The organism is Ruminiclostridium sufflavum DSM 19573 (genome assembly GCF_003208175.1).
GTDB lineage: Bacteria > Bacillota > Clostridia > Acetivibrionales > DSM-1351 > Ruminiclostridium > Ruminiclostridium sufflavum.
Map to the genome: position 1 here is coordinate 42,051 of NZ_QKMR01000015.1, position 22,387 is coordinate 64,437.

The following is a 22,387-nucleotide window of genomic DNA, read 5'->3' on the forward strand; positions in this document are numbered from 1 at the left end:
GTTAAATTGTAAAAGAGTGCCGGTTTATCAGATATTCTTTTAAGATTCATAAAGAATACTTAGCTTGCAAGGTTTTCTTAAATTATTATTTATAAAGAGGAGCTGTGAAGGTTGAACAATGAAATGGTTTTAGTAATTGATTTCGGCGGTCAATATAATCAATTGATTGCACGCCGTGTCAGAGAAGCAAATGTATACTGTGAGGTCATTCCATACAGTGCTTCAATAGAACGTATTAAGTCCTGCAATCCCAAAGGAATTATATTTACCGGAGGTCCGGCATCTGTATTGGATGAAGGCGCACCTAAATGTGATCCCGGTGTTTTTGAATTGGGAATTCCGGTTCTGGGAATATGCTATGGTATGCAATTAATGGGTGTCATGCTGGGTGGAAGCGTTGCGGCGGCAAAGCAGCGTGAATATGGAAAAGTAGAAATTAATGTTGATAAATCACAGCCGTTTTTCGAAAATGTTGGTGAGAATACCACCTGCTGGATGAGCCACACATATTATGTTGACAAAGCACCGGAAGGCTTCAAGGTTACGGCAGCATCGTCAAACTGTCCGACTGCGGCAATGCAGTGTACTGATAAGAAATTTTATGCAGTTCAATTCCATCCTGAAGTAATGCATACGCCAAAGGGAAAAGAAATGCTGAAAAATTTCCTGTACGGCATATGCGGCTGCAAGGGGGACTGGAAGATGTCCGCTTTTGTTGAAAGCTCTATTAAGGCTATCAGAGAAAAGGTTGGAGACAAAAAGGTACTTTGCGGCTTGTCAGGCGGTGTAGATTCTTCTGTGGCAGCCGTACTTATAAGCAAGGCAGTGGGAAGGCAGCTGACATGTATATTTGTTGATCACGGTCTTCTGAGGAAAAATGAAGGTGATGAGGTTGAAGAAATATTCAGAAAGCAATTCGATATAAATCTTGTTCGTGTGAATTGTGAAGACAGGTTTTTGGGAAAGCTTGCCGGTGTGTCCGATCCAGAAAGAAAGAGGAAGATAATCGGTGAGGAATTTATCCGGGTTTTTGAAGATGAGGCAAAGAAGATAGGCACTGTGGATTTTCTGGTTCAGGGAACAATTTACCCTGACGTTATCGAAAGCGGCCACGGTGATGCGGCTGTAATAAAGAGCCATCACAATGTGGGAGGACTTCCTGATTACGTTGATTTCAAGGAAATAATAGAGCCTTTAAGAAACTTGTTTAAGGATGAGGTCAGAAAGGCAGGAGAGGAGCTGGGAATTCCTGAGGATTTAGTCTGGAGGCAGCCATTTCCGGGACCTGGGCTTGCTATCAGAGTTATTGGCGATTTGACAAAGGAAAAGCTTGATACTCTAAGAGATACGGACTATATTTTCCGTGAGGAAATTAAAGCAGCCGGCTTATCAAGGGATATAAACCAGTACTTTACAGTACTGACGAATATGAGAAGCGTAGGTGTTATGGGTGATGAGAGAACCTATGACTACACTTTGGCACTTCGTGCTGTGACAACTACCGACTTCATGACTGCTGACTGGGCAAGGATTCCTTACGACTTACTGGAGAAAATCTCAAACCGCATTGTCAACGAATGCAAAAACATCAACAGAGTCGTGTATGACATAACCTCGAAGCCGCCTTCAACAATAGAGTGGGAGTAAGCGGATATGTGCATGTTACTTTCTTGATACCGTAATTATCAAAATAATAATTAAGAATTTGTTCATAAAAAGAGCATTAATAATTTTTAAATGCTCTTTTTATGGTTGCCAAGAATACCTATGATTTTTTCTATATAGTACACTTTTAAAGTTAGGGTTATTTCACTCTTATCGGTGCATAAATGTGAAGTTCACCTAACCCATGAGGATACATGTTTTGTTCCGCTTCAGCGGTATAGTTAACCTTTGTGACATAAGCGGCAGGAATATTGTCAGACAGCATTGGGCCGCAGCTGCTGTCATAGCTATAGGTTTTAAGCTGTGAATGACAGCAGTCTCCGTTTTGGGCATCACCTTCGAGCACATATTCACCGTCACAATTAAATAGAATACCGCCTTGTCTGGTTGCAGCCGAATCTTTCATTAACTGCATTCCGCAGGATATAACTATTTGTATGTCAAGCTGCTGCTGTATGCTCCCTTCTGATAAATAACCAAGTAATCTCTTTCTCTTATGATCAAGGCAAATTTCTATTCCTATATTCAGCCCTCCGCAGTTAAAGGCAGAGTAAGTCAAGGTATCAACAGGATTGCCGGCAGCTGACACAGAGGGATAATTTACCATTGTCTGTAAATAGTGTTTAACTGTACCCTCTGAAACAGCCGGATTATTGAGAATAAAATCTTCCTTTGATTTAAATTCCTTCTGAATGGCTTTCGGATTTTGACTGTAATATACAAAACATCTATTGTAGATATTTTTATCGGCCAAGCCGTCACTCATATTTAAAATATCGCATAATAAATTTGAAAGCTCCTGATCATAGTCATTTTCTGCATTTATTTTTTTGTCAGCAATTTTTAATAATTTTGATATCGCAGGAATGCTGTTTGCTTTTGCGTTATTCTTTAAAATACTATATACACGCAGATAATCATCGCCAACCTTGGATAGAATATCATCCATGCTGGTTTGGCAAGCGGCTTCATCTGAAGTTGTCAAAATAGAGCCGAACAGGAAAAGCCAATTGCTGAAATCATATTGTTTTCCGATGTCGTTAATAATATTTATAAGACTGTCACTTATTTTTTTGTACATTTCATCATTTTCTTTTTGAGAATAAAAATATGCTCCCTTAATTCCTCTCCAAAAAAATTCAGGCAATGCAAATACCTTCAAGGTACTGCTGTCATTGCTTATATTGCTGGTACTGACAGCTTGCCTTAATACATCAGATACGATTTTTAACCGGGCGTTAATATCGTCATTATCATTTTGCAGACCAAGATAGATACCCCAGTCGCTTGTCCCTTCAACTGATTCTTTCAGCAGCGGGGTGGTACTCAATACATGACCGATAAATTGTACATTTGTGTAAGTAAATTCCTTCATAAAGTATATCCATGCACCAAACCCTGTGAAATATTCTGCAAAAGCATCGGCATGGATTTAGCCTCCTTTTTATTGTTTAGAAATTTTTGTTTGACATTATTGTCTAAATTATATATAGCATTAAATTCTGTTATTTGAAATAATACCATAAATTTTAATAAAATGCCAAATTTTTTATTATTCATAATAAGCTTTTTGCAAACAATAATATAGTCTGCGGCCTCAAATTAAAATGTCAGATGAAACCCTAATATAAGCATTTCTAAGATATAAAAATATAAAGATGAAAAAAGTGGCTGCATTATCACATATATTGTAGAAAGATAAAACCTTTTCTGGTATAATATAGAATAAAAAGTGATGGCTTTCTGAATTGAAATTTTTAGTCAATTGCTTATGTACCGGTTGCTATTATTAAAGCACATTAATACAAAACTTAGGGCTGAGAGCGAGCTTTTGCGGGAAGTCAGATATCTTGCTTTTCAATGCTTCCGACGTTATCAGGGAAAGGAAATATAATGGGGTTTCTGACATTAAAGGGAGACTTGCGTAAGGATTACCTTCAGACAAAATACGAATACTATTCTAAATTTAACATGTGGGTTATAATATGCGGGGCATTGGCAGACGTATGCAGCCTTGTATCTGATGGTGTCATTATTGGGGCTTTTCCCTATGAGACATTGTTTAACAGGCTGTCGGTCTTTATTCCTCTTGCCATTTTTCTGATAATAGCCCGCAGGAATAATAATTATATAGTTATGTCTTGGGTATCTTACGGGTTTCTTTACTTGCTTGTTATAAATAATATTTTGCTGCTTACGATTCTTACTGATATATCACATGCCGGAGAAGGCTATATAGAATGGATGATGGTTTTTTTTCTGGTCACGTATGCGACACCCTTTTGGGGCAGCGTCTTTGCATGCAGCGGGATGATGCTGCTTATATACCTTTCAAGCTTTTTTATCGGATATGTAGACTTTGGCGGAATGATGGCATTGATGTTTCCAATGAATGTCGCAAGTGTTGCTGTAAATTATGCAATGAATGTTGTCTACTATGACCATTACAAAACAAAAAAACAGTTGGAGAGGGCAAGTGAATGTGATCCGCTTACCGGACTATACAATAGGAATAAAATGAAAAATATTACTTCTCTTGACGGAAATTTCTGTATTGCAAAAGGTATTAATGAAATCAGCTGTCTTTTGGTTGATATTGACTATTTTAAAAGGGTTAATGATGAATTTGGACATGAAAAGGGAGATGTCATTCTCAAGCAGGTAGCCGATATTCTTATTGCATGTGTCAGAGAGAGCGACATTGTAATACGCTGGGGAGGAGAGGAATTTTTTATCCTTCTGTATGAATGTGATAAGAAGCAAGCAGAAAGTGTTGCCGAACGAATCAGAAAATCGGTGGAAAGCATGTGCAACAAAATTGCCAGTATAACTGTATCCATAGGGGTGGCTGTTCATGAGGGACATAGCTGGGAGGAATCTGTAAATCATGCGGATTTGGCCTTGTACAGGGCAAAAGATAAGGGGAGAAACAATATAGTGCTATACAGTGAGTCAGAATTTTCTCCAAAGACGAGCTGTACATAAATAAATGCATAATTTAACTGGTGTTATGCGACCTGCTTTAATTCCAATAAACAGAAATACTGATATTGCTGTATAAAATAGAACCTTTATATAGGATAGTTGAGTAACCAAGCTTAGCTGTCATTTTAAATGTTCTTATTTATTTTGCTCGGAAAATGATTGCAGAGCTCAATATGTGATAAAATGTTAATGCGCACAAATTAATCAAAAATAGTCAGCGTATGATAAAATAGTATATAATATCAGTAGTTTTAAATTTTAATTTAGGTAAATTCGTACATTAAATACCTTTAAAATATTTATTTTGAGATAAACTGTTTGGTACCAGAATAGTAATTGACTTATAAATTATATTAATTACAGTATTTATATGAATTAGCGGGAGGACTAAAATGAATATTAAAAAGCGGCTTGATGTTGCGCCATTTCATGACAATTTTGCTCATTGTCTTGATGAGTGTATGATTTCTGTCACACAATTTTTTGGACGTAAATTTATCCTTATGTATTCACAAGCATGGGGATTTTCTTTGAAGGAGGAATTATTTGATAATACCGGGACAGTAATATCACCTGATGTAGACAGAGGGGAAGTTTATGAGCTTTTGGCCTTATATCACGGAATACATGTAACCTTTGTTAATAACACGGAAGCTGCCGGAGTAAAGGAGATTATACTTAAAGAATTGTATTATGACAAGCCTGTAGGGGTATTAATGGATACATATTACTATTCATGGGATCCAAATAAAAATCAGCATGGTAAGCATTGGTTTTTGATAACAGGTGTTGACACTGAAAAAGAGATACTTTACTGTACAGATCCATATTTTCAGCAAAAGGATGCAGTACTTGATTTTAATGATTTTATTGAAGGATATTTAGGAGTATATTTTACCTTTCATACTACCGGGGAAGAAGCCTTGGAGTATGACTGGAAAAGAATTGCAGGCAGCTCAATCAATAAAATAAAGGGAAAAGAAAGCCCCTGTATTTTTGATAATATGATTAAGTATGCTGATTTCTTAGAAAAAAACTTCTGCTTAAAGGATGAAACCTGCAAGGGCAATAGAATTATTGATATGCCTTTTTATATAAATTTACAGGCATTAAGCAGAGGCAGAATGCAATTTGCTTTGTTCTTAGAGGATATGGCTTCCAGATATCGTATTAAAGCCTTATTTTATGTTGCAGGAAAATTAAGGGAAGCTGGCGGTAAATGGGATGCTGTCAGGGGTATAATGGCAAAGTGTATAGTAAAGTCTGATGAAGCCGGTATTAAATCTAGGATTCCACAAAAAATAAGAGACATATCCAGCTATGAAAGTGAAGTTTTTGATTTGCTTATGGATATCTTTGGAGCTTCCTCCTGCTTTTCTTCAGACAAATTAAGCACCGATAGCTTTAAAGACCTCCGCTGCAGCTTTGAAAATACCGGAGAAGCTCAGAAGAATAAACACCGGCTTGTGTCAAAGCCGGATGCGGAGGCTGATATCAATAAAAATACTGAAATATCTGGACATACCGAAAATTCTGATAATTATTTTTATCTTAATTTGACGGGATATTTTAATAATAATGGCTTTGGCAGTATGTTAAATTCAAATACTAAAGCAAATTTAAGCGGTACAGGATTGTTTTTTGTAAGAGAAGACCTTCCGGAGAAAGATGTATGGTGTATAAATAATATGAGGTTTGTGTTTCCAAAGCCTGCTGAGGATTCAAATGATAATATTACATGTCTGGAGCAATTGATAGAGGTGCCCTGTCTCAGCTGCAGAAGCTTGATGATACTTGCCACGGCAGATTTCGGAAGCTTTAGCGAGCTTGTAACTATTCATTATAATGATGGCGGTACAGAAAAAATAAAAATAGGCTTTACCGAGTATATATTCGAGCCTTCGTACGGCGAATTAATTGCATGGGAGGGCAGAGCCTGTGAAAAAACAAATAATGCAATACAAATACATAACTCCCCGGTCAAAATATTTGCAAACAATTACAAACTTGAAAAGTCCGGAAGAATAACGGGAATAAGTCTTCCGTATCTGCCGAATATACATATATTTTCAATAACATTGGATACAGTTAATTATGCTTGAAGCTTCGTAGGATAAATTGACATGTATTTCTCAGGATGAGAAAGCTTAAAAAAGACCTTTATGAAGTGCGAAGCTAAGAGCATAATTCGGCGTGCAGGCTTACATAAAAGGCTTGCACTGTTGTACACAAGTCTGCAAGCCTTTTATACCGGCGATGCGGTTTTTATTTGACGTTTATTACATAAACGATGTCCTTCCCTATGGGCTTTGGAGTAAATACAATTTCATATTTTCCTGAATTAAGTGCTTTAAATGTATATACTCTCGAATATAGCCAGTCGGAAATTTGAGGATTAGGATTATTGACAGCTTGTGATATTATTTTTATACCGGTTTCATCCGATATACGGCAGGTTGAGGTAAAGCCTGCAAGGCCGCCTTCTTGCATGGATATTTTAAATAATTCGTTTGTACTGACATTTATAATATTTTCATTTGGATTGCTTATATTAATTGTACATTGAACAGTAGCAACAGGCTCTGCAGCTTCTTCCCAAGGACGGCTGTACTCGTATGTAAGGGTATAGGTTCCGGGCTTCAAGGCTTCAAAGGACCAAATCTTATGTATAGATGTTCCCGCTGTATTAGGACTGAAAAGGAAGCTGCTCTCTGAAATAAGGCTTGCGGCTTGATCCTCGGAAAAGCTGTATGACCATTCGTAACCTGTAGAAGGGTTTTCTTCCAAGGATATCTCAAAAGTACTGTTCTGAGCTATATTTATAGTACTGCCGGTTTCAGTACTTTTAAATGCATTTGCGACGGGAAAGGTTGCTAGGCTTCCCAGAAGAAATTGCTTAAGGATTGACAAATCCAAGGCATTGACAGCATTGTCTCCATTTAAATCTGCGGCTTTTTCAAAGGTGCTGCCGGAGGCGGACAATAATTTTTTTAAAAGTACGAAATCCAAAGAGTCAACAAGCAAGTCCTTATTTAAGTCACCATACAAAATGGAATTGTAAATACCACTGCCTGAGATATCATCCGCATACGTCTCTGTGCTGGAATTTACTGCCGGAAGTGCCATACAGGAAAGCATTATGACAGATAGCAGGAATGCAGTGCTTTTCCTTGCAAAAATTGAAAAGTTACTTGTCATTTCATTTCCTCCTTTAAAAATTTTAATCATCAATTAAATATATTTAATTTAAAATTGAACCTGAAAAGTGTAACAGACATATTTTATAATGAAAATTTATGCCTTTATTATATCAAATTATGGTATTAATGTAAAATAATATATAATAAAGAATTATTAATATGGTTAAATAATAGCTTATTTATCAAAAATATATGTGAAAAGCAGCAAAATTATAGTATCATAACCCTTGACATGAAAAATTTTATGCAAGATGAGATAAATTAATTTGTAAAGGCGGATGAATAATATATGGCAACAGCACTACTTATTATAATTTATATTGCTTTTATCAGTCTGGGTCTGCCGGATTCCATGCTGGGAGCTGCCTGGCCTGCTATACGGGTTGATTTTTCAATTCCGATGGCAGGAGCGGGCTTAATATCAATGATTATATCAGGAGGAACTATTGTTTCAAGCATATTTAGCGGAAGGCTGCTTAATAAGCTGGGAACTGCCAAGGTTGTATTGATTAGTGTTTTTATGACCGCAATAGCTTTGCTTGGATTTTCTTTCGGCAGAAACTATGTTTGGCTGTGTATTGCTGGAATACCGCTAGGCTTGGGAGGAGGTGCCATTGATGTCGCACTGAACAACTTTGTTGCCTTGCATTTTTCAGCAAGACATATGAGCTGGCTTCACTGCTTTTGGGGAATAGGGGCAACAGCCGGGCCTATAATAATGTCGGCGGCTATTTCAAGGTATGGGCTGTGGCAAAGAGGATACTTGGCAGTTTCATCTATACAAATATGTCTGGTGCTTATACTGATGGTATCATTGCCTCTCTGGAGAATTTTCGGAGACACTGAGGCAGAAAAGGCTATATCGCAAGAGGCCAGTGAAAATGTTTTGAGATTGAAGGGGCTGCGTCCGGCGCTTCTGAGCTTCTTTTGCTATTGCGCGCTGGAGACTACAGCCGGTTTATGGGGCGCAAGCTATCTTGTGAATACGAAGGGGGTTTCGTCAGATGTGGCAGCGAGATGGATATCCATATATTATTTTGGAATAACAATAGGAAGACTGGTAAACGGATTTGTCACCGCTAAACTGAGTAATACTGCATTAATACGGTACGGGCAGATTATCATTGGCGGCGGAGCTGCTATTTTGATGATATTCAATTGGGAATATGCTGTTTTGGCAGGTTTTGTTCTGGTGGGAATAGGATGTGCTCCTGTTTTCCCTTCCATGCTCCATGAAACGCCGGTGCGCTTCGGTAAAAATAATTCGGGAAAATTGATAGGGCTTCAAATGGCATTTGCATATATGGGGACAACCTTCGTACCTCCTGTTATCGGATTGCTTTCAGGCTTTGCAGGTATTCGCTTCTACCCTGTATTTATAATGGCAATACTTATCGTAATGTTTGCAAGTAATGAAATGGTTAACAGAGTTTTAAAGCATTGAGCAAAATAAAACAAAATAAAATAAAATAATACAATGTTCGACAAAATAAAAAGCTTGTGATATAATAAAAAAAGAAACAGTAAGAGAGCAATCTCCCCCAAAATTTACATAGAGCCAACATACCGGATTCTCCCCTTCCGATAGTTGGCAGAATACTAAAAAACCAGTTGAGAACTAATCATGACTCAGCTGGTTTTTTGCATCAAAGCCCAAGCTATCTGCCGAAGGCATCAAGATGATATCATCGGCAGATAGCTTGACTTATATTTAGAATATTCTGAAAGCACATTTGAAATTTCTAGTCCAATAAGAAGAAGTAATATTTGTAATCCTGACCTTACCGGAGCCTGAGGAAGCATCAATCATCATATTATCTCCCAAGGCTATTCCAACATGTCCGTTAAAAGTAATAATATCACCTTTTCGTATGTTGCTCATACCGGTAATTTTTTTATATTTGGTATTTTTGCTCCAGCCGTAGGAGGTCATATAACTTTGTCTGAGGCCTGCCTGATTGAGAACCCAGTATACAAAACCCGAACAGTCGAAGGTGGAAGGACCTTTTGCACCGTATACATATCTTGCTCCAAGCTTGGATTTGGCTATTGATATCAGTGCAGATACACTTGGGCTGCCGGAGTTATCAGTATAATTCTGACCTGAGGAGCTGCTGCCTGAGCTGCCGTTACTGGAGCTGCCGTTACTGGAACTGCCGTTACCGGACCCGCTGCTTCCGCTGCCTCCGTTCCAAGCTTTTGCATTTGATGACAAAAGCTTGGATATAGTATTGGCACCTGCTTTTCCGTCTGCTGAAAGACCGTTGCGCTTCTGGAAGTTGACAACCGCATCATGAGTATCAGAGCCGAAATAACCTGTTATACTGCTTAGATATCCAAGCTTTTTTAAATATTTTTGTATATTGGACACATCATCTCCGCTGTCGCCTATTGTAAGAGCATTTTCGGCAACATCGCCGGACATCAGCAAATCCTTGGTTGCAGGTCCTATGTAACCGTCTGCGATTAGTCCGTTATTTTCCTGCAAATGCTTGACAGCAATAACAGTGTCGTTTCCGTATTTTCCATCCGGTTTCGTGGTCAGGTAGCCAAGATCATATAGCTTTTCCTGATATTTCTTTATTTCATCATTTTCATCACCTAAATAGAAAGAGAGGGGAACAGCTTCGGAAGAATATAAGATTTCTCTGGTTTGAGACCCTACATTTCCGTCATCATAAAGGCCGTTTCTCTTTTGAAATTCCTTGACTGCTGCTTCCGTATCGGTTCCAAAGTATCCGGTTACGCTTGATATATAACCTAATTCGTACAGCCTTGTTTGGAGCTGCTCAACGTCCGTTCCTTCGGCACCTATGAATACAGTGTATTTTTTTGCCTTGTCTGAAAAAAGCAGTTCATATGTTTTAGCGTCAACCTCACCGGTAATTTCCAATTCATTTTTACGCTGAAATATTTGAACCGCGGATTTGATTGTTTCTCCGTACTCCTCCGTTGGTTCGTCAAGCTCGATGTAATCAAGCTCCATAAGTCTGTTCTGTATAGCTGTGACAATGCTGTTTTTAACGCCAAGCTTGATAATATCGCCTTTTGAAGGATCAAGAAGGGGAGCTGCACCACGAGAGGTTATTGATTTCTCAGAACTGCTTGTATCATTTGAAGGAAGGGAGGAAGCTTCTGCTTTTTCGCTGTATGTGGAAATATCCGCGGAGCTGCTGTCAGTATTTGCTTCGGTTGAAGCACTGATATCCGCGGTATCGGCTGTGTAATCCTTTAATAACGGTGACGCGGTTGAAACCATAAGAATTGCAGCAGTCAGTGCAGCGGCACTTGAGCAAGAAATTACAATGTGTTTAAGCTTTATTGGGTGTTCAGATATAAACTTTTTCAGTTTTTGTTTAAAATTACCTGCCAGATTTTTGATTTTTTTTATGTTCATAATATCTCCCAAATTAAATTAAATTTTTAGGATAAAATTAATAAACATACAAGCAGGTTTTTGTATAAACCGTGTTTTAAAGTTTGATGACCTTCACACAGATTTCGGTACAGAAATTGGTAAACACTTGAGGGAAATCCTTACAGGGGCGATTTTCTATAAATCCGAATTCTATGGAGGAGTATTAACTATATGTAACGTTTATTTTGTTTTATCCAATATTTGCCAATAAATTTATAAAATTTAAATTAACATTGAAATTATATCATATAAATATTAAAAATTATATGAATAAATAATTAACAATTGAAAAAAATGTGTCGTTAATTATCTAAAATAAGATTAATTGCTCGAAAAATATTTAAAATGTATGCGGCAATATTTTCTGAAGCTGAGTAATTTGTACATAATATTTGTTAAAACTTTATTATTTTTTGCTAAATCACTTATGGACAAGTTTTACATATAATTATATGATAGAAAATACCTATAAAAATTATATTTTAAGCAGAAAGCAGCCTGACAACTTGCATTTTTGGAGGCAATAAAATGAATGAGATTACTATAGTAGTTAAACAAATAATAATACTTGCTTTACTTGGGATAACGGGTTTTATGGCAGCGAGGAAGAAGCTGCTGCCGGAAGAGTCTCAAAGGCATATGTCCTCACTTATTATAAAAATAACCACACCCTGCCTTATTTTTACCACAATGGGCAATTATTCCTTTACAAGCGAGACAATAAAGAACGGCATTTATATATTTATTATTGGCATTGTGTTTATTCTTCTGGCGGGAGTAATATCCTTGGGGCCCTGCAAAATTATGGGCATAAGGGATAAGACAAAAAATATTTATATATCTCAGTCAATGTTCGGAAATGTTATTTTTATGGCATATCCTCTTCTTGAAGCAATGTACGGGAAAACAGGCATTCTGTATGCAATTTTTTATAATATAGCCAATGACGCTATACTGTGGACTTTAGGCGTTTATCTTTTCAATAGGCACAATAAAAACAGCTGGAAGAAAAACCTTGCACATCTTATCAATCCGAATACACTGGCTTTTGCGGGCGGAATAGCCTTGATTGCCGTAAAGTCTCTGTTCAGGATAAATGAGGCATATGCATATAATCTGGTTTGGGATATTTTTTATGAGGCATTTAACGGCTTGGGAAAAACTACAATATATATATCTATGGTATTTATTGGAATGCTTCTTGCAAATACTAAAATAAGCGGAATAAGGGATGTCTTGTCAAGAGCTGCGTATTTGGTGCTTTCGCTGTTTAAATTACTTGTTGTTCCCATAATGGCTGTTTTGTTTTTTAGGCTTGCAAACAATTATTTTGATCCCTTTGTGAAAAAAATTGTAGTGCTTCAGCTGGCTATGCCTGCGTCAACTGTAGTCTCGGCACTTGCACTGCAGTATGATTCGGATTATAATGCCGCCACGGAAAGTGTATTTGTCTCGACGCTGTTATCGATAATAACACTTCCCGTTATGGTTTACCTGCTTATGTAAGCTGGTGCCAAGACTAAAATATCCGAATATTAAAATCGAACATTAAAATAATGTTCGATTTTTTTGCCTGTTTAATTGACAATATAGTTCAGTATTTGATAATATAATTATGTTAAAAGCGAATGATTTTGAGGAAATTATTAAAAATGTTCACAAATTAATTTATGCATGGAGGATAAACCGATGTGTGTTTCAAAGGATGCTAAGGTAGCTGTTGTTATGGGTAGTGATTCTGATCTTTCAGTAATGAAAAGCTGTATAAGGATTCTGAGGGATTTTGAGATTGATTGTGAAGTAATGGTTTGTTCAGCGCACAGAACACCGGAAAAGGCAGCGGATTTTGCGAAGAATGCGCATATTGACGGTGTGGATGTTATTATAGCTGCTGCCGGCAAGGCGGCACATTTAGCGGGTGTATTGGCGGCACACACGCCTGTTCCCGTAATAGGAGTTCCAATTAAATCATCGACAATGGATGGTCTGGATTCATTGCTTTCTACCGTTCAAATGCCTTCCGGCATACCTGTTGCAACTGTTGCCATTGACGGAGCGGAAAATGCGGCTCTTTTGGCAGTTCAGATGCTTTCTATAGCTTACCATGATTTAAGACATAAAATGCTTGCTTATAAAAGGTCGCTGGCAGAAAAGGTTGAGAAGAAAAATGAGGATTTGCAAAAAAAGTTAGCCGAAATTTAGCCTAATCATAACATTTTATATTCAATAATGAAATAATAAATTTAATTACTAAATAACAAAGGTAGAGGGAGTAACTCATGTGTGAATTTGGTCAGTGCTTTCAGTGTGACAATTTAGACTGCTTTGATGAACGAATGGATAAAATGCACGAAGAGTGCGGTGTTTTCGGAATATATTCATTAGATAATAATGATTTGGATGTGGCAGGCATGACATATTACGGACTTTACTCTCTTCAGCACAGAGGACAGGAAAGTGCCGGTATTGCCGTGAGTGACAAGGAAACGATTATTTATCACAAGGACATGGGCTTGGTGCCGGAGATATTTGACAAGGTTGTACTGAGCCATCTAAAGGGTACAATGGCTTTAGGCCATGTCCGCTACTCCACCACCGGCGCAAGCAGACGGGAGAACGCACAGCCGATAGTTGTCAGGTCAAGGAACGGACAAATCGCGCTTGCCCATAACGGAAATATTGTCAATGCCTCCGCTCTTAGAGAGCAAATGGAGCAATGCGGAACTATATTTCAAACTACAAATGATACAGAGGTTCTTATAAATTTAATAACAAAGCATAGTATAACTGCAGATGTACTGGAAGAAGCTGTTGAAAAAATGATGAAGGATGTAGAAGGGTCTTACGGACTGATACTGATGACAGCTAATAAAATGCTGGGAGTAAGGGATCCGTATGGAATAAGGCCGTTGTGCATCGGGAGAACCTCAACAGCTTATGTTATTGCTTCCGAATCATGTGCCTTGGATGCTGTAAATGCAGAATTTATCAGAGATATAGAGCCGGGAGAAATTGTTATAATAGAGAATAATGAAATACGTTCAATCAGACCTTTCACAAATAAAAACACAAGACTTTGCATATTTGAATTTGTTTATTTTGCAAGACCTGACAGCATAATAGACGGTGCCAGTGTTCAGCAATCCAGATATGAAGCGGGAAAACGGCTTGCCATTGAGCATCCGGTGGATGCAGACGTAGTAATTGGAGTGCCCGATTCAGGTTTATCAGCCGCAATTGGCTTTTCAAGGCAGTCCGGTATACCGTACGGAGAGGGAATTGTAAAGAACAGATATGTCGGGAGAACCTTTATCCAGCCAAGTCAGGGAATGAGGGAAATGGCTGTCAGAATAAAGCACAATGCTATAAAACAGACGATACAGGGAAAAAGAGTTGTTATTATAGATGATTCTATTGTCAGAGGAACCACCACAAGGCGAATTGTTCAGATATTGAAAAAAGCAGGCGCAAAAGAGGTTCATATGAGGGTCAGTTCACCGCCTCTCAAATACCCGTGCTATTTTGGAATAGATATTTCATCAAGAAAGGAGCTTGTTGCCAACAAGCTTTCGGTGGATGAAATCAGGGAAATGATTTGTGCGGATACATTGGGATATTTGAGTCTGGATGGGCTGCTGAAAACGCCTATAGGTTCAAAATGCGGGTTTTGTGCTGCATGCCTGACCGGGGAATATCCCATAGAGGTTCCGGAAGAGGGAGATAAGTTCAGCTGTGGCTGTTAAAAGCGAGTATTTAATGATTAACCCTATTTAAAAATATTGGAGGATAAGATAATGACCACTTACAGAGATGCGGGTGTTGATGTTGAAGCAGGTTACGAATCGGTTAAGCTGATGAAGGAGCATGTCAAGCGAACCTTCAGACCGGAGGTAATGACAGAATTAGGCGGATTTGGCGGCCTTTTCGGCTTGGATAAAGCAAAATATGAACAGCCGGTTTTGGTTTCGGGAACCGACGGAGTCGGTACTAAGCTTAAAATGGCTTTTTTATTGGACAAGCACGATTCGGTGGGAATAGACTGTGTTGCAATGTGTGTGAATGATGTTGTATGCAGTGGAGCAGAGCCCTTATTCTTTTTGGATTACATTGCTGTAGGGAAAAATTATCCTGAAAAGGTTGCGCAGATTGTAAAGGGTGTTGCCGAAGGCTGTGTCATGGCGGGCTGTTCGCTGATAGGCGGAGAAACTGCCGAAATGCCGGGCTTTTATCCTGTTGATGAGTATGATTTGGCAGGCTTTACCGTAGGAATTGTTGACAGAAATAAAATAATAGACGGGAAGAAAATAAAAGCCGGTGACAAGCTGATAGGGCTTGCATCATCAGGAATTCACAGTAACGGATATTCTCTGGTGAGAAAGCTGGTTAATCCCACAGAGCAGAATTTGAATGAGTATGTTGAGAAGCTCGGCTGCAAATTAGGAGAGGAATTGATAAAGCCTACAAAAATATACGTAAAGACTATACTTGATCTGATAAAGAAATTTGAAATCAAAGGAATTTCACATATTACAGGCGGAGGCTTTATAGAGAATATTCCGAGAATGCTTCCCGAAGGCTTGAGGGTAAATATTCAGAAGGGTTCATGGCCTGTGCTTCCTATATTTGAAATATTAAAGAGCTTGGGCAATATGGGAGAAAGAGAGATATATAATACCTTTAATATGGGTATTGGAATGGTTCTGGCTGTGGATGAGGTCAAAGCGGATGAAATAGTTTCCTACTTGAAGTCAAACGGAGAAGCTGCATATATTATAGGTTCGATAACCGAGGGTGAAGCAGGTGTGGACATATGTTAAACATAGGCGTACTGGTATCAGGCGGAGGCTCTAATCTTCAGGCGATAATGGACAGAATCGAAAGCGGATACTTAAAGAATGTTCAGATTGTTACGGTGGTTTCCAGCAAAACCGGAGTATATGCACTTCAAAGGGCACAGGAGCATGGTATTAATAATACCTGCATATCAAGAAAGTCCTTTGAAAGCATGGAGGCTTATGATGATGCCCTTATCAGGCACTTTGACGCACATAAGGCGGATTTGGTGGTTATGGCAGGATTTTTATCAATCTTAGGTGAAAGCTTTAATAAGTTTTACGATAAAAGAGTAATCAATATACATCCATCGTTAATTCCTGCATTCTGCGGAAAAGGCTTCTATGGAATTATTCCTCACAGGCATGTAATAGAGTCAGGAGTCAAGGTTACAGGAGCGACAGTACATTTCGTTGAATTGGAGGCAGACACAGGGCCTATAATTCTGCAAAAAGCCGTGTATGTAGAGGACGAGGATACACCCGAAAGCCTTCAAAAAAGGGTTATGGAGCAGGCTGAGTGGGAGATTCTTCCCGAGGCGATTAAGCTTTATGCTGAAAACAGGCTGGTTATTGAAGGCAGAAGAGTAAAAATAGTCTGAATAAAGATTTTAACGCATAAAGATAAGCTGAGGACAGAAAAGGAATACATAAATTATGTTAAGGTTTAAAAATTTAAATACATCGGAGGATTAAGTAATGATTAAGCGTGCATTAATTAGTGTTTCAGACAAGACAGGAATAATAGAGTTCGCTTCTGCACTGGTTGCAAAGGGAATAGAAATAATTTCCACCGGCGGAACCGAAAAAGCCCTTTCAGCTGCAGGAATAAAGGTGACAAATATCTCTGACGTTACAGGCTTTCCGGAATGTCTGGACGGAAGGGTTAAAACCCTGCATCCTAAGGTACATGCAGGAATTCTGGCTATGAGAAGCAATGAAGAGCATATGAAGCAGATAAAGGAATTGGGTGTGGACACTATTGATTTAGTAGTTATAAACCTATATCCGTTTAAGCAGACAATTCTTAAAGACGGCGTTGAGCTGGAGGAAGCAATTGAAAACATTGATATAGGAGGCCCTACAATGATCAGGGCGGCAGCAAAAAACTATCAGGATGTTGCGGTTGTTGTTGATCCGGCAGATTATGTGAAAATACTGGCAGAGATAAACGAAACAGGCGAGGTGGATGCAAAAACAAAATTCAGGCTCGCATACAAGGTTTTTGAGCATACAAGCCAATATGATACATTAATAGCCAAGTATCTGAGAGATACTCTGGGAGACCTTGATTATCCGGAAACTCTTTCGGTTACTTTTGAAAAGGCTCAGGAAATGCGTTACGGTGAGAATCCTCACCAAAGTGCTGTTTTCTATAAAGAGGTTGGAGCAAACAGGGGGCTTTTGCCAAGTGCGGTTCAATTGCACGGAAAAGAGCTGTCCTTTAACAATATAAACGATACAAACGGAGCACTCATGCTTCTGAAAGAATTTGACGAGCCGGCGGTGGTTGCCGTAAAGCATACAAATCCATGCGGAGTAGGAAGTGCGGACAATATATATGATGCTTATATAAGAGCTTACGAATCAGACCCTACTTCGATTTATGGAGGAATAATTGCCGCTAACAGGGAGATTGATTTAAAGACAGCAGAGGAAATCAACAAGATATTTATTGAAATAGTTATTGCACCGTCCTTCTCAGAGGAAGCTTTTGCAGTGCTTTCCCAGAAGAAGAACATAAGACTGCTCAAACTTGAAGCAATAGAAGAAAAAGCACCTGCCGGTATGCTTGACATGAAAAAAATTGCAGGAGGACTGCTGGTACAGAAGAATGATTCCTTTATTTTCAATGAAGAGGAGCTGAAATGTGTTACAAAGGTTCAGCCGACAAAGGAGCAAATGGAGGATTTAAAATTTGCAATGAAGGTGGTTAAGCATGCAAAATCAAATGCCATTGTTGTCGCAAAGGATATGAGAACCCTCGGAGTGGGCCCCGGTCAGACCAACAGAATATTGTCGGCAAGGGTTGCCATTGAATATGCGGGAGAGAGGTCAATCGGAGCAGTTATGGCTTCAGATGCGTTCTTTCCATTTTCAGACTGCGTTGAGGTTGCAGCGGGAGCAGGGATAAAGGCAATAATTCAGCCGGGCGGGTCTATAAGAGATCAGGAATCCATTGATGCATGCAACAAGTACGGAATTGCAATGGTGTTTACAGGAATGAGACATTTTAAACACTAAGTTCATTATTTTTGTGCCGGAACTCGGCGTGGAGGGTAATATATATGAAGGTATTAGTGGTGGGCGGCGGCGGAAGAGAACATACTCTTGTATGGAAGCTTGCTCAGAGCCCAAAGGTAAGAGAATTATATTGTGCGCCTGGAAACGGGGGAATTTCCAAGCTTGCCACATGTGTTTCAATAAAAGCGACAGATATAGACGGGATAGTAAACTACTCAAAGGAAAATAAAATAGATTTGGTAGTTGTGGCACCTGACGATCCTCTTGCGGCAGGGATGGTGGACAAGCTGGATGAAGCGGGAATCAGGGCCTTCGGACCTGTAAAGGCTGCTGCTGTAATTGAAGGAAGCAAGGCCTTTTCAAAGGACTTGATGAAAAAATACAACATACCTACGGCAGGCTACAGTGTATTTGAAAACAGCAGCGAGGCATTAAGCTATATTGATTCCTGCGGTGCTCCTATTGTCGTGAAAGCGGATGGCCTCGCACTGGGCAAGGGTGTTATAATTGCCGGAACTGTTGACGAGGCAAAAGCAGCCGTAAAAAGCATGATGAATGACAAGCTGTTCGGTAATGCGGGCAGCAAGGTAGTTATCGAAGAATATATCGAGGGCCCGGAGGTTTCAATTTTAGCATTTACAGACGGAAAAACGATTGTGCCTATGGTATCCTCTCAGGATCACAAGAGAGTATTTGATAACGACAGGGGACCGAATACAGGTGGAATGGGAACTTTTTCTCCAAGTCCTCTGTATGATGAAAAGCTTGCTGACTACTGCATGAAGGAAATCTTTATTCCCACAATTGAGGCAATGAATAACGAGGGACGTAAATTTAAAGGGGTACTGTACTTTGGATTAATGCTTACAAAGGACGGCCCTAAAGTTCTGGAATACAATGCAAGGTTTGGAGACCCTGAGACACAGGTTGTCATCCCGAGGCTTAAAACGGATTTGCTGGAAATATTTGAGGCTATTATTGATGAAAGGCTGGCAGATATCAATATTCAATGGGATGATAATGCCGCTGTTTGTGTAGTTGCGGCATCAGGAGGATATCCGGGGAAATATTCCACAGGCTTGGAAATAGACGGGCTTGATGCTGCGCAGGCAAACGGGGATACAATTATATTCCATGCGGGGACCTCGTTTAAGGATGGAAGGTTCTATACGGCAGGAGGAAGAGTATTGGGTATCACAGCTGTTGAAAAAACCATGGATAAAGCAATAGACAAGGCTTATGCAGGAATCGGGAAAATCAGCTTTGAGGGGATGCATTACAGAAAAGATATCGGAAGAAAGTAAAGATACAGACATAAAAGGGATCTTGTTATACTTAAATGTACAGCAAGGTCCTTTGCTTTTTCCAGTATTTGCTATTGATAAGAAGAGTCTGAGTTGAAAAATTTATGGGCTTTTATACACTGTTTTATGCTATAATATCTTTTGTATTATACTCAAAAGATAGATTTTTTGCAGCAGCGATAATAACTAATAATATATTTATTCTGGAAGGGATCTTTTGATGGAAGGGAAGAGCTTGAAGGTAGGAATTTGCGGAGGCACATTTGACCCTATTCATATGGGTCATCTTGCAATTACAGAGCTGGCAAGATGTGAACTGAATTTGGACAAGGTTTTGTTTATTCCTTCCGGTATGCCTCCGCATAAGGATTTAAATACTGTTACCAGCCCGATTCACAGGCTTAATATGGTCAGGTGCGCCGTCAGCGGCAATCCGTTTTTTGAGGCTGTTGACCTTGAAGTTGAGAGGAACGGATATACCTATACTGTGGATACATTGAATGAGCTTCATAAAATGTACCCGGAAGACACTGATTTTTACTATATAATAGGTGCGGATGTAGTGATGGATTTATTGACATGGAAGAGGACTGAAGAGGTTTTTGCCCTGACGAAGTTTATTGCTGTTATGAGAGCCGGATATCAGGACAAGGCTTTTATCGAACAGATTAAGGTTTTAAGGCAAAAATTTGACATAGAGCTGATACCCTTTGAAGCACCCTTGATTGAGATATCTTCAACGTTTATCAGAGAAAGAATAAGTAAAAATCAATCGGTTAAATACCTTGTGAGTGATTGCGTCGATGCTTATATAAAGGAAAATAACTTATACCGGTAAATAAGCTTGGGCGGCATGAAAATATTTATGGAAAGATACGGCTAAATAGATTTGGTACAAAAAGGAAAGGTTATCAATGAATATAATTGAAATGGATGCATTACTGAAGAGGTCACTCAGGCCGGGAAGGTATATTCATTCTGTAAACACAATGAAAGAGGCAATATCACTGGCGGAGCATTATGGTGAGGACAAGGCTGCCGCTGCTGTTGCAGGGCTTCTTCACGATTGCGCAAAGAATTTGAAGGATGAAGAGACAAGAGAATACTGCCGGGCAAATGGAATAAAATTGAATGAAATTGAGCAGCGACAGGTATTTTTGATGCACGGTGAGGTTGGGGCAATATTGGCAAAAGAACAATATGGTGTTGAGGACAACATTATTTTAAATGCAATAAGGTATCATACCACAGGTTTTGCCAAGATGAGCCCGATGGATAAAATAGTTTTTCTGGCGGATTATATTGAGCCGGGAAGAACCCATTGTGAGGCTGACGATGTCAGAAGGCTGGCATATGCAGACATAAATAAGGCGCTGGTATGCGCTTTTGACAATATAATTAAATATGTTATAATGCAAAATGGCTTGCTGCACCCATTTACAATTGAGGCAAGAAACAAGCTGTTACTGCAGAATAAAGATTTTTAGCATATTTGCATTGGACGGATACAGTAATGCTTGATTATGGAGGTAAAAATGGGTAAGATTTTAAGAATAGGATTTTATGCAATAGGAACCTTTTTATTGTTTTTTTCATCAATTATAGTAGGAGCTAATTTTTATAAGGATTCGGGTGTATTTGATAAAGAAGTGATAGAGGTGAAAAAGCAAGCTCAAGAGGCTGAATCAAGCTCCGGCAAAATAATCATAGATACTGAGCAGAAGAAGGAAACAACAAAGCAATCAGCCGAGCAAACACCCAGCCAGTCTTCGGTTAATAATGAAAAGCTGGTGGTTGAGGTTATAAACTGCACAGATAAAAGTGGCTTGGCAGAGGAAATCAGAGCAATGCTGGAAGCAAAAGGATACACAGTGAGTGCAGGAAATACATTTGACAGTACACAGGGTACATCAAAAATCCTGATAAGGAAAAAAGGAGCAAAAGCTGACGTTATACGTGATTCTCTGAAGATTTCCATAATTAAGGAAGAGCTTCAGCCTGACTCCAGATTTGATATAACTGTTATTGTAGGAGCGGATTTTAACCCGTAACAAATGCTGTCAGTTTTTTTAAGCTTACCAAAGTCAATTACAGTTAAGAGCCTTAGCACAATAAAATACCGGTACGGTATGCATTGCTTTTGACCTGTGGTAATTGACTAAAATCAATTACGGTTCAAGCCTTCGCGACGATATCGTATTTCAGCCTATAGTAATTGATTTTTAGTCAGCTGTTTTGTATATTTGTAAGAAATTAAAGTTGATGCTATAATTAACAGGGTTCTTGAATAGGCATGTCCGATTTACTAAATATATTAAGTGTTGAAGATGAGGTGCATATATTGGATTCAAAAAAATTAGCAGACAAGATAATGGAAGCGATGCAGGAAAAGAAAGCCAAGGATATCAATATGATTGATATTCATAATATTACAACAATTGCCGACTATTTTGTGATTTGCAGCGGTACATCCACTACACATATAAAAGCCATTGCGGATGAAATAGATGTCAAGCTCAATGAAATAGGAGTTGAACCTTACCACAAGGAAGGCTATGACACAGCAAGGTGGATTTTATTGGATTATGCGGATGTAGTTGTCCATGTATTTCATCAGGAGGACAGAGAGTTTTTTAATCTGGAAAGATTGTGGTCTGACGGCGAAATGACCTGTATAAGATAAAAATAAAAGAAAGTGTAGGCTAAAAAGGGTATACTATGCTTGGAAACGGAGATTGG

18 protein-coding genes are annotated in these 22,387 nt (G+C 38.8%); 15 read left to right on the plus strand and 3 right to left on the minus strand.

Going from position 1 to position 22,387, the window contains the following annotated elements:
• Positions 1-111: 111 nt before the first annotated feature.
• On the plus strand, positions 112-1,647 hold the full coding sequence (guaA, locus tag LY28_RS12630; RefSeq protein ID WP_110462557.1) for a glutamine-hydrolyzing GMP synthase: 1,536 nt from the start codon (positions 112-114) through the stop codon (positions 1,645-1,647).
• A 157-nt stretch (positions 1,648-1,804) separates the two neighbouring features.
• Here guaA and LY28_RS12635 read toward each other — a convergent pair whose 3' ends face one another.
• Positions 1,805-3,040: a hypothetical protein gene (locus LY28_RS12635; RefSeq protein ID WP_110462558.1), complete on the minus strand. Its 1,236-nt coding sequence runs from the start codon at positions 3,038-3,040 to the stop codon at positions 1,805-1,807.
• A gap of 518 nt (positions 3,041-3,558) precedes the next feature.
• Between LY28_RS12635 and LY28_RS12645 the strand changes: the two genes are divergently transcribed.
• Together LY28_RS12645 and LY28_RS12650 are read left to right on the plus strand one after the other, a co-directional pair.
• Complete coding sequence (locus LY28_RS12645; RefSeq protein WP_165835561.1) at positions 3,559-4,650, plus strand: GGDEF domain-containing protein; 1,092 nt, start codon at positions 3,559-3,561, stop codon at positions 4,648-4,650.
• Positions 4,651-5,042: 392 nt separating this feature from the next.
• Positions 5,043-6,752 carry a BtrH N-terminal domain-containing protein gene (locus tag LY28_RS12650; protein WP_110462561.1) on the plus strand — a complete coding sequence of 570 codons (1,710 nt, stop codon included), beginning with the start codon at positions 5,043-5,045 and terminating at the stop codon, positions 6,750-6,752.
• Between the two features lie 163 nt (positions 6,753-6,915).
• Here the strand turns inward: LY28_RS12650 and LY28_RS12655 are convergent, their stop codons facing one another.
• Positions 6,916-7,848, minus strand: a complete 933-nt coding sequence (locus LY28_RS12655; protein WP_165835562.1) for a protease inhibitor I42 family protein — start codon at positions 7,846-7,848, stop codon at positions 6,916-6,918.
• A 291-nt stretch (positions 7,849-8,139) separates the two neighbouring features.
• Here LY28_RS12655 and LY28_RS12660 point away from each other — a divergent pair, with 291 nt between their 5' ends.
• Positions 8,140-9,294 carry an MFS transporter gene (locus tag LY28_RS12660; protein WP_110462563.1) on the plus strand — a complete coding sequence of 385 codons (1,155 nt, stop codon included), beginning with the start codon at positions 8,140-8,142 and terminating at the stop codon, positions 9,292-9,294.
• Between the two features lie 267 nt (positions 9,295-9,561).
• Here the strand turns inward: LY28_RS12660 and LY28_RS12665 are convergent, their stop codons facing one another.
• The gene (locus LY28_RS12665) at positions 9,562-11,247 is read right to left on the minus strand and encodes a C40 family peptidase (protein ID WP_110462564.1); all 1,686 of its coding nucleotides are present in this window, start codon (positions 11,245-11,247) and stop codon (positions 9,562-9,564) included.
• A 549-nt stretch (positions 11,248-11,796) separates the two neighbouring features.
• Here LY28_RS12665 and LY28_RS12670 point away from each other — a divergent pair.
• From LY28_RS12670 to rsfS, 11 genes are all read left to right on the plus strand, one after another.
• Positions 11,797-12,774, plus strand: coding sequence for an AEC family transporter (locus LY28_RS12670; RefSeq protein WP_110462565.1), 978 nt, complete (start codon positions 11,797-11,799; stop codon positions 12,772-12,774).
• Between the two features lie 183 nt (positions 12,775-12,957).
• Entirely contained in the window at positions 12,958-13,470 is a 513-nt protein-coding gene (gene purE, locus LY28_RS12675) for a 5-(carboxyamino)imidazole ribonucleotide mutase (protein ID WP_110462566.1), read from the plus strand.
• A 77-nt stretch (positions 13,471-13,547) separates the two neighbouring features.
• Positions 13,548-15,011, plus strand: coding sequence for an amidophosphoribosyltransferase (gene purF, locus LY28_RS12680; RefSeq protein ID WP_110462567.1), 1,464 nt, complete (start codon positions 13,548-13,550; stop codon positions 15,009-15,011).
• A gap of 51 nt (positions 15,012-15,062) precedes the next feature.
• A complete protein-coding gene (gene purM / locus LY28_RS12685; protein WP_110462568.1) occupies positions 15,063-16,085 on the plus strand; it encodes a phosphoribosylformylglycinamidine cyclo-ligase in 1,023 nt (340 codons plus the stop codon).
• Positions 16,079-16,702 (plus strand): phosphoribosylglycinamide formyltransferase, encoded by a 624-nt coding sequence (gene purN, locus LY28_RS12690; RefSeq protein WP_110462569.1) that lies wholly within the window; start codon positions 16,079-16,081, stop codon positions 16,700-16,702. The genes purM and purN overlap by 7 nt, the downstream gene beginning before the upstream one ends.
• A 97-nt stretch (positions 16,703-16,799) precedes the next feature.
• Positions 16,800-18,344 (plus strand): bifunctional phosphoribosylaminoimidazolecarboxamide formyltransferase/IMP cyclohydrolase, encoded by a 1,545-nt coding sequence (purH, locus tag LY28_RS12695; RefSeq protein ID WP_110462570.1) that lies wholly within the window; start codon positions 16,800-16,802, stop codon positions 18,342-18,344.
• Between the two features lie 44 nt (positions 18,345-18,388).
• Positions 18,389-19,648 carry a phosphoribosylamine--glycine ligase gene (purD, locus tag LY28_RS12700; RefSeq protein ID WP_110462571.1) on the plus strand — a complete coding sequence of 420 codons (1,260 nt, stop codon included), beginning with the start codon at positions 18,389-18,391 and terminating at the stop codon, positions 19,646-19,648.
• A gap of 220 nt (positions 19,649-19,868) precedes the next feature.
• On the plus strand, positions 19,869-20,486 hold the full coding sequence (gene nadD / locus LY28_RS12705) for a nicotinate-nucleotide adenylyltransferase (RefSeq protein WP_110462572.1): 618 nt from the start codon (positions 19,869-19,871) through the stop codon (positions 20,484-20,486).
• A 76-nt stretch (positions 20,487-20,562) separates the two neighbouring features.
• Complete coding sequence (yqeK, locus tag LY28_RS12710) at positions 20,563-21,135, plus strand: bis(5'-nucleosyl)-tetraphosphatase (symmetrical) YqeK (RefSeq protein WP_110462573.1); 573 nt, start codon at positions 20,563-20,565, stop codon at positions 21,133-21,135.
• A gap of 48 nt (positions 21,136-21,183) precedes the next feature.
• Positions 21,184-21,699, plus strand: a complete 516-nt coding sequence (locus tag LY28_RS12715) for a LytR C-terminal domain-containing protein (RefSeq protein WP_110462574.1) — start codon at positions 21,184-21,186, stop codon at positions 21,697-21,699.
• 290 nt (positions 21,700-21,989) lie between these two features.
• Positions 21,990-22,331, plus strand: a complete 342-nt coding sequence (gene rsfS, locus LY28_RS12720; RefSeq protein WP_110462575.1) for a ribosome silencing factor — start codon at positions 21,990-21,992, stop codon at positions 22,329-22,331.
• The last annotated feature ends 56 nt before the right edge of the window (positions 22,332-22,387 follow it).

What these genes read in the sequence shown, in the direction of transcription:
- LY28_RS12635 (WP_110462558.1), bottom strand. Translation starts at nt 3,040, where the DNA reads ATGAAGGAATTTACTTACACAAATGTACAATTTATCGGTCATGTATTG.
- LY28_RS12645 (WP_165835561.1), top strand. Translation starts at nt 3,559, where the DNA reads ATGGGGTTTCTGACATTAAAGGGAGACTTGCGTAAGGATTACCTTCAG.
- LY28_RS12650 (WP_110462561.1), top strand. Translation starts at nt 5,043, where the DNA reads ATGAATATTAAAAAGCGGCTTGATGTTGCGCCATTTCATGACAATTTT.
- LY28_RS12655 (WP_165835562.1), bottom strand. Translation starts at nt 7,848, where the DNA reads ATGACAAGTAACTTTTCAATTTTTGCAAGGAAAAGCACTGCATTCCTG.
- LY28_RS12660 (WP_110462563.1), top strand. Translation starts at nt 8,140, where the DNA reads ATGGCAACAGCACTACTTATTATAATTTATATTGCTTTTATCAGTCTG.
- LY28_RS12665 (WP_110462564.1), bottom strand. Translation starts at nt 11,247, where the DNA reads ATGAACATAAAAAAAATCAAAAATCTGGCAGGTAATTTTAAACAAAAA.
- LY28_RS12670 (WP_110462565.1), top strand. Translation starts at nt 11,797, where the DNA reads ATGAATGAGATTACTATAGTAGTTAAACAAATAATAATACTTGCTTTA.
- purE (WP_110462566.1), top strand. Translation starts at nt 12,958, where the DNA reads ATGTGTGTTTCAAAGGATGCTAAGGTAGCTGTTGTTATGGGTAGTGAT.
- purF (WP_110462567.1), top strand. Translation starts at nt 13,548, where the DNA reads ATGTGTGAATTTGGTCAGTGCTTTCAGTGTGACAATTTAGACTGCTTT.
- purM (WP_110462568.1), top strand. Translation starts at nt 15,063, where the DNA reads ATGACCACTTACAGAGATGCGGGTGTTGATGTTGAAGCAGGTTACGAA.
- purN (WP_110462569.1), top strand. Translation starts at nt 16,079, where the DNA reads ATGTTAAACATAGGCGTACTGGTATCAGGCGGAGGCTCTAATCTTCAG.
- purH (WP_110462570.1), top strand. Translation starts at nt 16,800, where the DNA reads ATGATTAAGCGTGCATTAATTAGTGTTTCAGACAAGACAGGAATAATA.
- purD (WP_110462571.1), top strand. Translation starts at nt 18,389, where the DNA reads ATGAAGGTATTAGTGGTGGGCGGCGGCGGAAGAGAACATACTCTTGTA.
- nadD (WP_110462572.1), top strand. Translation starts at nt 19,869, where the DNA reads ATGGAAGGGAAGAGCTTGAAGGTAGGAATTTGCGGAGGCACATTTGAC.
- yqeK (WP_110462573.1), top strand. Translation starts at nt 20,563, where the DNA reads ATGAATATAATTGAAATGGATGCATTACTGAAGAGGTCACTCAGGCCG.
- LY28_RS12715 (WP_110462574.1), top strand. Translation starts at nt 21,184, where the DNA reads ATGGGTAAGATTTTAAGAATAGGATTTTATGCAATAGGAACCTTTTTA.